Here is a 12,106-nt window from a genome sequence, read left to right as displayed (position 1 = left end):
TCAGGCCCCGGGTCCCGCGTCGTCGAAGTCCGTCTCGGTGGCGACCCCTTGCGCCCGCTGCGCCCCCTGCCGGCGCCCCCGTCGCAGTCCGAAGTAGTACGCGAGCACGCCCGCGCCGATCGCCGCCTGGAGGGCGAACAGCGCCGACTCGATCTCCCCGGACGGCGGTTCGTACAGCGGCGAGAACCACGGCTCGTAGTCCGGGTCGATCTCGGTGATCGCCGCCTCCGCCTCCGCGTCGGCGCCCGCGAACGGCTCCTCCTTGTGATCGCCGAGCCCGAACACCAGCGGCACCACGGCGAGCACGGCCACCAGAAGCAGCAACAGGGAGTTGATCTTCGCGTTCCGGCTCATCGGGCCACCGCCTCGCCCGCGCCCGCCGACTTCTTCCCGAGCCCGGCCACCAGCACCCCGAGCCGGGTCAGTTCGCCCTTGCTGGACTGCACCAGCATGCGCATCACCAGCACCGTCAGCAGCCCCTCGCTCACCGCGAGCGGGATCTGCGTGACGGCGAAGATGGAGCCGAACTTGCCGAGCGCCCCCAGGAATCCGCTGCCCGGGTCGGGGAACGCGAGCGCCAGCTGCACACTCGTCACGCAGTACGTCGACAGGTCGGCGACGAACGCGCCGCAGAACACCGCGGCCATCAGCGGCGCCCCGTACCGCCGCGCCAGCCGGTAGACCCCGTACCCCGCCCACGACCCGACGACCGCCATCGAGAAGACGTTGGCGCCGAGCGTGGTCAGCCCGCCGTGGGCGAGCAACAGGGCCTGGAACAGCAGGGTGATGGTGCCCAGCACCGCCATGACCGGCGGCCGGAACAGGACGGCGCCCAGCCCGGTGCCGGTGGGATGGGAGCAACTCCCGGTCACCGAGGGCAGTTTCAGCGCGGACAGGACGAAGGTGAACGCTCCCGACGCGCCCAGCAGCAGCGTGCTCTCGGGATGTTCCCTGACCTCACGGGTGAGCGACCGGGCTCCGTGGACGACGAACGGCGCCGACGCGACGCCCCAGGCGACCGCGTGCGCCGGTGGTAGAAAACCCTCGGCTATGTGCATGGCTCAGCAGACCCTCTCCAGCACCTCGTGGATGGTTGACGCGCCTTGGCCGGTCTCCTGGCTGACGGGTACCACCGCCCGTGCTCCGCCTTCCCGGGTCCGAGGGGGACCCAGTGGCTGCCGTTCGGTCCTGTCGGGGGACAGGGCCTGGGGCCGGAGCCGGACTTCCCGATCACAGTGGCGAGGGCCGCACCGGCATCACACCGGATTTCCCGTTCACCAAGGCGTGGCGACAGTAGACCCCGTTTCGGCCCGCTGACAAGCACACCCGGGGGGCGCGGACGGCGCCCCGCAGCGCGTACCTCGCGGTCCCGGTCCGCCGAAGCGCGGGAATGAGGGGAGGGGGTGCTGGGCAGAACCCTGCTGCAACTAATATGCAACAACGAGATCCGGGCAGCAAAGGTGTGGAATTCGATGACGACCCGACGAATAAAGGGTGCCGCCGTCGCGGCGACCATGGCCGCCGCGGTCGCCGCCTGCTCGGCACCGACCGGCGGCACGGACGGCGCCGCGGGCGGCAGCGGGTCCGCCGAGTCCGTGGTGATCGGGGTCGCCTCCGAGCCGGACACCCTGAGCCCGCTGCTCGGCTACGGCAAGGACGGCAACTCCAAGATCTTCGACGGGCTGCTCGCCCGGGACGCCGACCTGGAACTCGAGCCCGCCCTGGCGAAGGCGCTCCCCGAGATCGCCGACGACGGCCGCACCTACACCTACACCCTGCGCCCGGGCGTGAAGTTCAGCGACGGCGAACCCCTCACCGCCGAGGACGTCGTCTACACGTACGAAACGGTCCTCGACGACAAGACCAACAACACCGCCAAGAGCGAACTCGACGCCGTCAAGGAGGTCAGGGCGGACGGCGACGACAAGGTCGTCTTCACCCTCAAGTACCCCTACGCGGCCTTCCCGGCCCGCACCGTCCTGCCCATCGTCCCCGAGCACGTCGCCGGCGAGCAGGACCCCAACACCGGCGCCTTCAACACCGAGCCGATCGGCACCGGACCGTACGTCCTCACCGGCTGGAGCAAGGGCGAGAAGCTCACCTTCAAGGCGAACCCCGACTACTGGGGCGGCGCACCGAAGGTGAAGAAGCTCACCATGGCGATCATCGCCGACGACGACGTCCGCGCCACCCGGCTGCGCTCCGGCGACCTCGACGGCGCGACCCTCCCGCCCAACCTCGCCGCCACCTTCAAGAACGACGACGCCCGCAAGACCTACCGGGCCACCACCTACGACTTCCGCGCCGTCACCCTCCCCACCGGGAACAAGGTCACCGGCGACACCACGATCCGTCGCGCCCTCGACCTCGCCGTCGACCGCCAGGCCATGGTCGACAAGATCCTCGACGGCGCCGGCCGTCCCGCCTACGGGCCGCTTCCCCTCGACGATCCCTGGTACGCCAAGGACATCGAACGCCCCCAGGACCTCGCCGAGGCCAAGAAGATCCTCGACCGCGACGGCTGGAAGGCCGGCCGGGACGGCATCCGCGCCAAGGACGGCGCCCGCGCCACGTTCACCCTCTTCTACCCCTCCGGCGACAAGGTCCGCCAGGACCACGCCCTCGCCTACGCCTCCGACGCCAAGAAGGCCGGCATCGACGTCAAGGTCGAGGGCGCCACCTGGGAGGTCATCGAACCCCGGATGGGCAAGGACGCCGTCCTCGCCGGCTTCGGCAGCACCGGCGACCCCGACTTCGGCCTCTACACCCTGCTGCACTCCTCCCTCGCCGGCGACGGCTTCAACAACATGCCCCACTACGACAACCCCGCCGTCGACGAGGCCCTCGAAACCGGCCGCCGCGCCCAGGACCCCGACGACCGCAAGGCCGCCTACGACGACCTCCAGCGCGCACTCGTCAAGGACCCCGGCTACACCTTCCTCACCCACATCGACCACCTCTACGTCCTCGACGACCACTGGGGCGACCTCACCACCCAGGTCGAACCGCACGAGCACGGCTTCGCCAGCGGACCCTGGTGGAACGCCGAGGACTGGCAGCCCGAGAAGTGAAGACCCTGCCCTGGGCGGCGATGGGACACCTCGGGGCACGGCGGGCCCTGCTCGCCGTGCCCGTCCTCCTCGTCGTCACCTTCGGCGCGTTCGCCCTCGCCGCCGCCTCCCCGTTCGACCCCGTCAAGGCCTACGCCGGCACCGCCGCCCTCGGCGCCGACCAGGAAACCCTGGACCGGCTCCGCGACAACCTCGGCGTGGACCAGCCCTTCGCCGTCCGCTGGTGGGAGTGGCTGACCTCCGCGCTCACCGGCGACCTCGGCCACTCCAGCGTGATGCGGCAGCCGGTGGCCGAGGCGATCGGCGAACGACTGGTCTGGTCGACCCTGCTGTGCACCGTCGCGTTCGCCGTCGCCGTACTCCTCGGCACCCTGCTCGGCGTCCTCGCCGCCCGCCGTCCCGGCTCGCTCGTCGACCGCACGGTCACCTCCCTCGCCTACTCCCTGGAAGCCGCGCCGGTCTTCTGGATCGCCCTGCTCGCCGTCTGGCTGTTCGCCCTCAACCTCGACGTCCTCCCGGCCGGCGGCCTCACCGACACCGGCAGCGAACACGTCACCGCCGGCCAGGTCACAAGCCACCTGATCCTGCCCGCAGGCGTCCTCGCCGTCTCCCAACTGCCCTGGTTCACCCTCTACGTCCGCCAGGGCGTCGGCGACGCCCTCGCCGAGGACCCCGTGCGCGGCGCCCGCGCCCGCGGCCTCGCCGAACGCACCGTCCTGCTCGGCCACGCCCTGCGCTCCGGACTGCTGCCGGTGCTCACCCTCATCGGCTCCCGCGTCCCCGAACTCATCACCGGCGCCCTCCTGGTGGAGACCGTCTTCAGCTGGCCCGGCATCGCCGCCGCCACCGTCGAGGCGGCCACCGCCGTCGACTTCCCCCTCCTGGCAGCCCTGACCACCCTCGCCACCGCCGCCGTCCTCGCCGGAAACCTCCTCGCCGACCTCCTGTACGGACTGATCGACCCGCGGGTGAAGCTGGAAGAGATGTGATCCCCATGGCTGACACCACCGTCGAGAAGGCTGACGCGACCGCCCCCACGGCCGCGACCGCCTGGCGCTCGCACGGCACCACCCGCCGCTCCACCCACACCCTGCGCCTGCGCGTCTCCGCCGCCCTGGTCGCCCTCACCGCCCTCGCGGTGCTACTCGTCCCCCCACTGGCCCAGCTCGACCAGCAGGCCGTCGACCTCGCCTCCAAACTCCTCCCGCCCAGCCTGTCCCACCCCTTCGGCACCGACGACGTGGGCCGCGACCTCCTGCTCCGCTGCGTCTACGGCCTACGGGTCTCCCTGCTCGTCGGCGTCGTGGCCGCGCTCACCGCCACCGTCATCGGCACCGCCGTCGGAGCCACCGCCGGAGCCCTCGGCGGTTGGGTCGACCGCCTCGTCATGCGCCTGGTCGACACCATCTCCTCCGTCCCGCACCTGCTGCTCGGCATCTTCATCGTCGCCATGTTCCGCCCCGGCGTCTGGCCCGTGGTGATCTCCGTCGCCCTCACCCACTGGCTGTCCACCGCCCGCATCGTCCGCGCCGAGGTCCTCTCCCTGCGCTCCCGCCCCTACATCGACGCCGCCGTCTCCGGCGGCGCCTCCCGATGGCGGGTGGCGCTACGGCACCTGCTGCCCGGCGTACTGCCCCAGGCCGGCCTCGCCGCCGTCCTGATGATCCCGCACGCCATGTGGCACGAATCGGCGCTGTCCTTCCTCGGCCTCGGCCTGCCCACCCACACCGCCAGCCTCGGCACCCTCATCCAGGGCGCCCGCGGCTCACTCCTCGCAGGCCACTGGTGGCCCACCCTCTTCCCCGGCCTGTTCCTGATCATCCCCACCCTCGCCATCGCCGGACTCGCCGGAGTCTGGCGGGAGCGGATCAACCCCCGCCGCCGATCGGAGCTGACGCTGTGACCGAGCGACCTCCCGTACTGTCGGTCCGCGGACTGTCGGTCCGCTTCCTGGTACCCGGCGGAGGCCGTATCGCCGCCGTCACCGACGCCCACTTCGACGTGGCCCCCGGCGAATGCCTCGCCCTGATCGGCGAGAGCGGCTGCGGCAAGTCCGTCCTCGCCTCCGCCCTGCTCGGCCTGCTTCCCGCCAACGCGCAGACCGCCGGCCACGCCCGGCTCGGCGACCTCGACCTGCTCACCGCCGACGAACGCACCCTCGCCCGCACCGTACGTGGCCGCCGCATCGGCCTCATCCCGCAGAGCCCCGCCGCCCACCTCACCCCCGTCCGCACCATCCGCTCCCAGACGGAGGAGACGGTCGCCGAACTCACCGGCGTCCGCGGCCGCACGGCCCTGCGCACCGCCGCCGAGAAGGCCGCCGCCCGCGCCGCCTTCCCCGCCGACCACCTCGACCGCCACCCCCACGAACTCTCCGGCGGCCTCGCCCAACGCGCCGCCACCGCCCTCGCCCTGATCGGCGACGCACCCCTCCTCCTCGCCGACGAACCCACCACCGGCCTCGACCGCGACCTGGTGGACCACACCGTCGACGAACTCCGCCGCCACGTCGACGCCGACGACGAACACGCCCGAGCCCTCCTGATGATCACCCACGACCTGACGGCAGCCGAACGCATCGCCGACCGGGTCGCCGTCATGTACGCGGGCCGCATCGTCGAACTCACCGACGCGGACACCTTCTTCGGCACCCCAGGACCTCGCCACCCCTACAGCCGAGGCCTCCTGAACGCCCTCCCCGACCGTGCCTTCACCCCCATCCCCGGCATGCCCCCCGAACTCGGCGCCCTCCCCGAGGGCTGCGCCTTCGCCCCCCGCTGCGACCGCGCCACCACCGCCTGCGCGACCCTGCCGCCGCTCACCGCGTCGGCCGCCTGCCACCACCCGCTCCCGGTCGAGGCCCTGACCCCGGAGGACGTCGTCCGTGCTTGAACTCCGTGCCATCACCGCCGGCTACGACCGACGCTCGGCCCCCGCCGTCCGGAACGCCTCCCTCACCGTCGCCCCCGGCGAGGCCGTCGGCCTGCTCGGCCCCAGCGGCTGCGGCAAGTCCACCCTCGCCAAGGTCGCCGCCCTCCTCCACCGCCCCGACGCCGGCACCCTCACCCTCGACGGCACCCCCGTACGCCACTGGCGCCACCGAGCCCCCCGCGCGCTGCGCACCGCCTTCGGCGTCGTCTTCCAGCAGCCCCGCCTCTCCGCCGACCCCCGCCTGACCCTCACCGACCTGATCGCCGAACCCCTGCGCGCCACGGGCCGCCGCGCCGGAGCCCCCGACCGGATCGCCGAACTGGCCGACACCGTGGGCCTCACCCCCGACCTGCTCACCCGCCGCCCCCACGAGGTCAGCGACGGCCAACTCCAACGCGCCTGTCTGGCCCGTGCGTTGGTCCTGCGCCCCCGCTGGCTGATCTGCGACGAGATGACCGCGATGCTCGACGCGTCGACCACGGCCGCACTGGTGGCGGTGGTCGAGGCCTACCGCACCGAAACCGGCGCCGGCCTCCTCGCCGTGGGCCACGACCGCACCCTCCTCGACCGCTGGTGCGACCGCACGGTCCACTGGGACACGGTGGCGCCCCGGCCGGTGTCGTCTGCCCGGTCCGCGCAGTGAGCGTATCGACGTCACGCCGCACGCAACCTCTTCCTGTGCCAGCCTCCCGCCTGCATCGCGTCGCCGTCCTCGTGCTCGAGGGCGCGAAGCCGCTCGATGTCGGAATTCCCGCGCAGGTCTTCACGACCCGCGCGAGCATGCCGTACGAGGTGCGGGTGTGCGGGGCGACACCCGGTCTCGTGACCGGCGGCGACGGCCTCGCGTACTACGTCGCCCACGGCCTCGACGCCCTCGCGTGGGCCGACATCGTCTTCGTCCCCGGCTACCGGTTCCCGGACCGCGAGGACCCGCCGCAGGCCGTCGTCGACGCACTGATCGCCGCCCACGCTCGGGGCGCGCGGCTCGCTGCCATCTCGACGGGCGCCTTCGCGCTCGCCGCCACGGGCCTGCTCGACGGCAGGCGCGCCACGACGCACTGGCACTACACACGGGCACTCGTGGCCAGGCATCCGCTCGTCCAGGTCGACGAGAACGTGCTGTTCGTCGACGAGGGCAGCGTGCTCACCTCGGCCGGCGCCGCCTCCGGCCTCGACCTGTGCCTGCACATCCTGCGCGGCGACCTCGGAGTGGCCGCGTCCAACCACGCGGCCCGGCGTCTGGTCGCGGCCCCCTACCGCAGCGGCGGCCAGGCCCAGTACGTGCCGCGCAGCGTCCCCGAGCCGCTCGGTGAGCGCTTCGGCGCCACCCGCGAGTGGGCGCTGCACCGGCTCGGCGAGCCCCTCACCCTCGACACACTGGCGCGACAGGCGGGGGTCTCGCCGCGCACGTTCTCCCGGCGCTTCGTCGAGGAGACCGGCTACACACCGATGCAGTGGGTGATGCGCGCCCGCATCGACCTGGCCCGCGAACTGCTGGAGCGGTCGCAGCGCAGCGTCGAACAGATCGCCGCCGACGTCGGCCTCGGCACCGGCGCGAACCTGCGCCTGCACTTCCAACGCATCCTCGGCACCACCCCGAGCGAGTACCGGCGCACCTTCACCCTGGGCGAGTAACCCGCCCGGCGCGCGTGGCGGGAACCTTTTGAACCGTGGCGATTCCGCCACTGTCGGCGGCGCCGGCCACGGGCGAGCCTGGTGGCGAAGGGAAGGAACACCACTCATGACCACTCGCATCGCCATCAACGGATTCGGCCGCATCGGACGCAATGTGCTGCGCGCACTGCTGGAACGCGACAGCACCCTCGAGATCGTCGCCGTCAACGACCTGACGGAGCCCGCCACGCTCGCCCGGCTGCTCGCCTACGACAGCACGGCCGGCCGGCTCGGGCGCCCGGTGACCGTCGACGGGAACGCCCTCGTCGTCGACGGCCGCCGGATCACGGTGCTGGCCGAGCGTGAACCGGCGCAGTTGCCGTGGGCCGAACTCGGCGTCGACCTCGTCCTGGAAGCCACCGGCCGCTTCACCTCGGCCAAGGCAGCCCGCGCCCACCTCGACGCGGGCGCGAAGAAGGTACTCGTCAGCGCGCCGTCGGACGGCGCCGACGTCACGCTCGCCTTCGGGGTCAACACCGACGCCTACGACCCGGCCGTGCACACGATCGTCTCGAACGCCTCCTGCACCACCAACGCGCTCGCGCCGCTGGCCGCGGTCCTCGACGAACTCGCCGGCATCGAGCACGGGTTCATGACGACGGTGCACGCCTACACGCAGGAGCAGAACCTGCAGGACGGTCCGCACCGCGACGCCCGTCGCGCCCGGGCCGCCGGCGTCAACATCGTGCCGACCACGACCGGCGCCGCCAAGGCGATCGGCCTGGTGCTGCCGAACCTCGACGGCAAGCTGTCGGGCGACTCGATCCGCGTACCGGTGCCGGTGGGCTCGATCGTCGAACTCAACACGACCGTCGCCCGCGACGTGACGCGCGACGACGTGCTGGCGGCGTACCGCGCCGCGGCACAGGGGCCGCTCGCCGGCGTCCTCGAGTACTCGGACGACCCACTCGTCTCCTCCGACATCACGGGAAATCCCGCCTCTTCCATCTTCGACTCGGCCCTCACCCGCGTCGACGGCCGCCACGTCAAGGTGGTCGCCTGGTACGACAACGAGTGGGGCTTCTCGAACCGAGTGATCGACACGCTCGAACTCCTCGCCACCCGCTGACCGGACGCCGGGGGCGGCACCCCGCCCCCGGCGACCGCGCCGGCCTGGCACTTCCCTTGGGCGCTCTGGTTGACCAGTCGGGTCCCGGCACATGCGATTCGATCGACTCTGGTTGATAGAAAATCTCATGACCTACTACACAGACCTGACTCCGTACACGTACGACAGGGACAGTTGGGACCCAGAAGCGTCAGGCTGCTGGCGAGGTGTCCCGCTGCTGAACGTGGGCTGGCTCAGCCGCGGTAAGGCCTACTCAAAAGGGGCGCCCCCTTCGGAGTTGGTGGACGCGCTGCAGCGTATGACTCAGACGCATCGGGCCCAACGGACACGCGGATATCACTTCTGCCCTTGGTGCGCCTCGAGACTGCTCGGACCGAAGGGCGACACTCCACGGGGCAGTTCAGAGATACGCGTCATGGGGAACGGCGTCGCCTACGCTGCTCCTGAACTGGTTGCTCACTATGTCGAAGCCCACAGTTACTTGCCGCCGGCCGGTTTCGTACATGCTGTGCTGTCGCCTGGTGCCTTCTCCTGACCTCGGGACTCATGGCCGGGTGAGAACGCGGGTCCGACTTGCAGTCGTGTGCGGTGAGCGTTCTGCCGATCGGCTCGACCCCGCCGAAGCGGTCCCGGTGCTCGTCGACGAAGGCTACGAGCGTGTGTGTGGCCGGACGAGCTCGGCCATTGACGCGAAGAAACTCGCCGCCGCCTTGAGGATCCCATTCGCCCGCTTCAGTTCGGCGTTCTCCTTCTTCAACGCCTTGAGCTGGGCGGACTCCTCCGTCGTCGTCCCCGGCCGCGTCCCGGCGTCGCTCTCGTGCTACTTCACCCAGTTCCGCAGTGTCTCGCGGGAGCTGATGCCGAGCTTGTCCGTGACCGTCTGCAGGGCGGCCGTCTCGTTCGGGTGGTCGTCGCGCACCTCGGCGACCATGCGCACCGCGCGACGGCGCAACTCAAGCGGGTGACGGGAGGGCCGTGCCATGACTCGATCCTTGCGGCGAATCGAGTCTCTGCCTGACTCGGGGCGGTTCACCACGACAAGACCGCCACCCGGTTGGTCACCGAAGCCGGAGGAGCCTGGAGCCGATATGCGCCCGGCGATCACACACGCTGACAGCAGCGACGTGGCTGCTCTGGTGGGCCAAGCTTCCGTGACCGGCCCGATGTCAGAACCAGGTGGCATGCTCTGCCGCCATGAACAAACAGCAGTTCTGGCAGCTCATCGAGGCAGCCCGCAATCAGGCGTCCAACCCGAACGACGGCGAAGACGTCGCCCACCGGGCAACCTCGCAGCTGGCCACGCACCCGACCGAGGAGATCGTCGCCGCTCAGCAGGTGCTATGGAACTTGATGGCAGACTCTTACACGAACCCTCTGTGGGCCGCTGCCTACGTGATCAATGGTGGATGCTCCGACGACGGCTTCGACTACTTCCGTGGCTGGTTGATCGCGCAGGGACGCGAGGCCTTCGAGCGCGTAGTCGCTGCCCCCGATGCCCTGGCAGAACTGCCCATCGTGCGAGCATCAGCGGCCGACGGACTCGATCTCGAGTGCGAGGAGGCGCTAAGCATCGTCTGGAACGCACACATCATGGCGACCGGCAAACAACTCCCTGACGATGCGTTCACCATCCGATACCCGGAGCTGGACCCCACCTGGAACTTCGATTTCGACGACCACGGCGAAATGACTCGCCGACTGCCCCGCTTGGCAGCTCTCCATCTGGAGTAAGCGGAAGCTCGCAGTCATAAGGCGAGGTCAAACGGCGGAGGGGGAGACTCCCGAACATCACTGTCCGTCACACCATCAGGGCATGAGCACAACTCCGCTGACGAATACGCGACACCTCAACATGCGGGCCTACCAGTCCCGAGACCGTCACTCAAGGGACGGCTGGAGCCGCTGGACACCGAGACCCGTCCTGCTGCGGGCATTCGCCTCGGCCAGCCGAGCGCGAAGCAGCTCCTCCGAAGTGAGGGCCCGGACCCGGCTCGGGTCGGCGTCCCACTCCCGCCCACCGGACAGCGGGCGGAGCTGAAGGTACGGCCCTTCGCACCCCATGACGACGCCGACGCGATCGCGCTCGGTGTCCAGGACGGCGGTGCCGGCTGGGGGAGGAGCGGGTCCGGGCGCGGAGGCGTCGGAACTCGGCCCGCTCACTGGTCGGCGCCCCTCGCGATGACGGCGGCGAGGGCCAGGGCGACGGGCGCCGAGCAGACACCGAGGTGCACGAGGGCGTACCGGGCGCTGGCGGGAACGCGGTGCACCTCGGCGGCGTCCGCCGTCCACTCCTCCGCGTCCTCGGGCAGCACGTCTCCCCAGGGCGTACGGACGTCCATCGCGGGGAGCTGGATACCGGCCTGCGTGAGAGCGGCAGCGAGGGCGTCACGGGCGTCGGTAGCTTCCTGGAGCTTGGGGGCAGGGTGACGTGTCGGCACGGTGGTCCTTCCGCTCGGAACGGGTGAGGAGCGGGTGTGGCCGTGCAGATTCGCTATTCGGCCACCAATGCCCAGCACCACGTATTACATTGCGTAGTCAGTGCGTTACAAGAATGCAGCCGGGGTGAGGCACGACGCGCCGTAGGCACGGTCGGGTTCCTCTCTCGAAAGCGCATGTGCCACACGTTGCACGAAGGTGAGTCACCTTGCCGCAGCGCCGCATCATCACAGGCCGCAGTCAGGAACCGCGCCAGCGATTTGCCGAAGAATTAAGGCAGTTGAGGACGGCAAGAGGGGACAGTCTGCGGCAGCTCGGGGAACGGATGGGCTGGGACTGGTCCCTGTTCGGAAAGATGGAGAAGGGCGACACCCTGGGCGGCCCCGAGGTCGTCCAAGCGTTGGACCAGTACTACGAGACGCCGGGACTCCTGCTTGCCCTCTGGGAACTGGCCGCCGGCGACCATACCCAGTTCCGTGAGCGGTATCGCCGGTACATGGCGCTGGAGGCCGAGGCGGTGAGCCTGTGGCACTTCGCGGTGAGCGTCCTGCCGGGGCTGCTGCAGACGCCGGGCTATGCACGGGAGGTGCTGGCAGCGGGCGGGCTCAAGGGGCCGGAGCTTGAACAGCAGGTCAAGGCGCGCATGGGACGCCGCGAACTGCTGGATGGTGAGGATGCGCCACCGTTTCGGACGATCCTGTCGGAGGCTGCCCTCCGCACGCCGATGCGTGACTCAGCGGAGTGGTTGGAGCAGTTGAAGCACCTGTTGCAGATGCAGGAGCGCGAGAACGTTACCTTTCATGTCCTTCCGAACAGCGCAGGGATGCACGCGCTGATGGGTTTCGACGTCGAGCAATGCTCATGACTTGTGGATCGGCTCTCGGAGTGGCACGTGAAGGGCGTACCTTCCCGAGGGATCGACTGA

13 protein-coding genes, 1 pseudogene and 1 riboswitch are annotated in these 12,106 nt (G+C 70.6%); of the genes and pseudogenes, 9 read left to right on the top strand and 5 right to left on the bottom strand.

What is annotated here, in order from left to right; genetic code table 11:
- Positions 1 to 354, bottom strand: a complete 354-nt coding sequence (locus JL475_RS28360; RefSeq protein WP_202280809.1) for an energy-coupling factor ABC transporter substrate-binding protein — start codon at positions 352 to 354, stop codon at positions 1 to 3.
- Complete coding sequence (locus JL475_RS28355; RefSeq protein WP_202280808.1) at positions 351 to 1,058, bottom strand: energy-coupling factor ABC transporter permease; 708 nt, start codon at positions 1,056 to 1,058, stop codon at positions 351 to 353. Before JL475_RS28355 ends, JL475_RS28360 begins: the two co-directional genes overlap by 4 nt.
- 29 nt (positions 1,059 to 1,087) lie before the next feature.
- A riboswitch (cobalamin riboswitch) is annotated at positions 1,088 to 1,297 on the bottom strand.
- A 175-nt stretch (positions 1,298 to 1,472) separates the two neighbouring features.
- Between JL475_RS28355 and JL475_RS28350 the strand changes: the two genes are divergently transcribed.
- The 7 genes from JL475_RS28350 (at position 1,473) to gap (ending at position 8,745) form a co-directional block, all read left to right on the top strand.
- Entirely contained in the window at positions 1,473 to 3,071 is a 1,599-nt protein-coding gene (locus JL475_RS28350; protein WP_202280840.1) for an ABC transporter substrate-binding protein, read from the top strand.
- A gap of 20 nt (positions 3,072 to 3,091) precedes the next feature.
- The gene (locus JL475_RS28345; protein WP_202280839.1) at positions 3,092 to 4,060 is read left to right on the top strand and encodes an ABC transporter permease; all 969 of its coding nucleotides are present in this window, start codon (positions 3,092 to 3,094) and stop codon (positions 4,058 to 4,060) included.
- A gap of 5 nt (positions 4,061 to 4,065) precedes the next feature.
- Entirely contained in the window at positions 4,066 to 4,974 is a 909-nt protein-coding gene (locus JL475_RS28340) for an ABC transporter permease (protein ID WP_202280807.1), read from the top strand.
- The gene (locus JL475_RS28335; RefSeq protein ID WP_202280806.1) at positions 4,971 to 5,963 is read left to right on the top strand and encodes an ABC transporter ATP-binding protein; all 993 of its coding nucleotides are present in this window, start codon (positions 4,971 to 4,973) and stop codon (positions 5,961 to 5,963) included. Before JL475_RS28340 ends, JL475_RS28335 begins: the two co-directional genes overlap by 4 nt.
- The gene (locus JL475_RS28330) at positions 5,956 to 6,645 is read left to right on the top strand and encodes an ABC transporter ATP-binding protein (RefSeq protein WP_202280805.1); all 690 of its coding nucleotides are present in this window, start codon (positions 5,956 to 5,958) and stop codon (positions 6,643 to 6,645) included. Before JL475_RS28335 ends, JL475_RS28330 begins: the two co-directional genes overlap by 8 nt.
- A gap of 35 nt (positions 6,646 to 6,680) precedes the next feature.
- The gene (locus JL475_RS28325; protein WP_202280804.1) at positions 6,681 to 7,637 is read left to right on the top strand and encodes a GlxA family transcriptional regulator; all 957 of its coding nucleotides are present in this window, start codon (positions 6,681 to 6,683) and stop codon (positions 7,635 to 7,637) included.
- A gap of 106 nt (positions 7,638 to 7,743) precedes the next feature.
- Positions 7,744 to 8,745: a type I glyceraldehyde-3-phosphate dehydrogenase gene (gap, locus tag JL475_RS28320; RefSeq protein WP_202280803.1), complete on the top strand. Its 1,002-nt coding sequence runs from the start codon at positions 7,744 to 7,746 to the stop codon at positions 8,743 to 8,745.
- A gap of 820 nt (positions 8,746 to 9,565) precedes the next feature.
- Here gap and JL475_RS28315 read toward each other — a convergent pair.
- Complete coding sequence (locus JL475_RS28315) at positions 9,566 to 9,727, bottom strand: hypothetical protein (protein ID WP_202280802.1); 162 nt, start codon at positions 9,725 to 9,727, stop codon at positions 9,566 to 9,568.
- 212 nt (positions 9,728 to 9,939) lie between these two features.
- Between JL475_RS28315 and JL475_RS28310 the strand changes: the two genes are divergently transcribed.
- On the top strand, positions 9,940 to 10,476 hold the full coding sequence (locus tag JL475_RS28310; RefSeq protein WP_202280801.1) for a DUF4240 domain-containing protein: 537 nt from the start codon (positions 9,940 to 9,942) through the stop codon (positions 10,474 to 10,476).
- 147 nt (positions 10,477 to 10,623) lie between these two features.
- On the opposite strand, the gene JL475_RS40375 is transcribed toward JL475_RS28310, so the two are convergent.
- Both JL475_RS40375 and JL475_RS28305 read right to left on the bottom strand, forming a co-directional pair.
- On the bottom strand, positions 10,624 to 10,806 hold the full coding sequence (locus JL475_RS40375) for a hypothetical protein (RefSeq protein ID WP_237408540.1): 183 nt from the start codon (positions 10,804 to 10,806) through the stop codon (positions 10,624 to 10,626).
- Between the two features lie 95 nt (positions 10,807 to 10,901).
- A complete protein-coding gene (locus JL475_RS28305) occupies positions 10,902 to 11,183 on the bottom strand; it encodes a hypothetical protein (protein ID WP_202280800.1) in 282 nt (93 codons plus the stop codon).
- Between the two features lie 206 nt (positions 11,184 to 11,389).
- On the opposite strand from JL475_RS28305, the pseudogene JL475_RS28300 reads away from it, so the two are divergent.
- Positions 11,390 to 12,016 (top strand): annotated as a pseudogene (locus JL475_RS28300) (helix-turn-helix domain-containing protein); the annotation flags it as partial.
- Positions 12,017 to 12,106 lie beyond the last annotated feature (90 nt).

The organism is Streptomyces sp. M2CJ-2, assembly GCF_016757295.1.
GTDB lineage: Bacteria > Actinomycetota > Actinomycetes > Streptomycetales > Streptomycetaceae > Streptomyces.
Note: the sequence above shows the minus strand (reverse complement) of the source record. Positions and strands in the feature narration are given on the sequence as shown.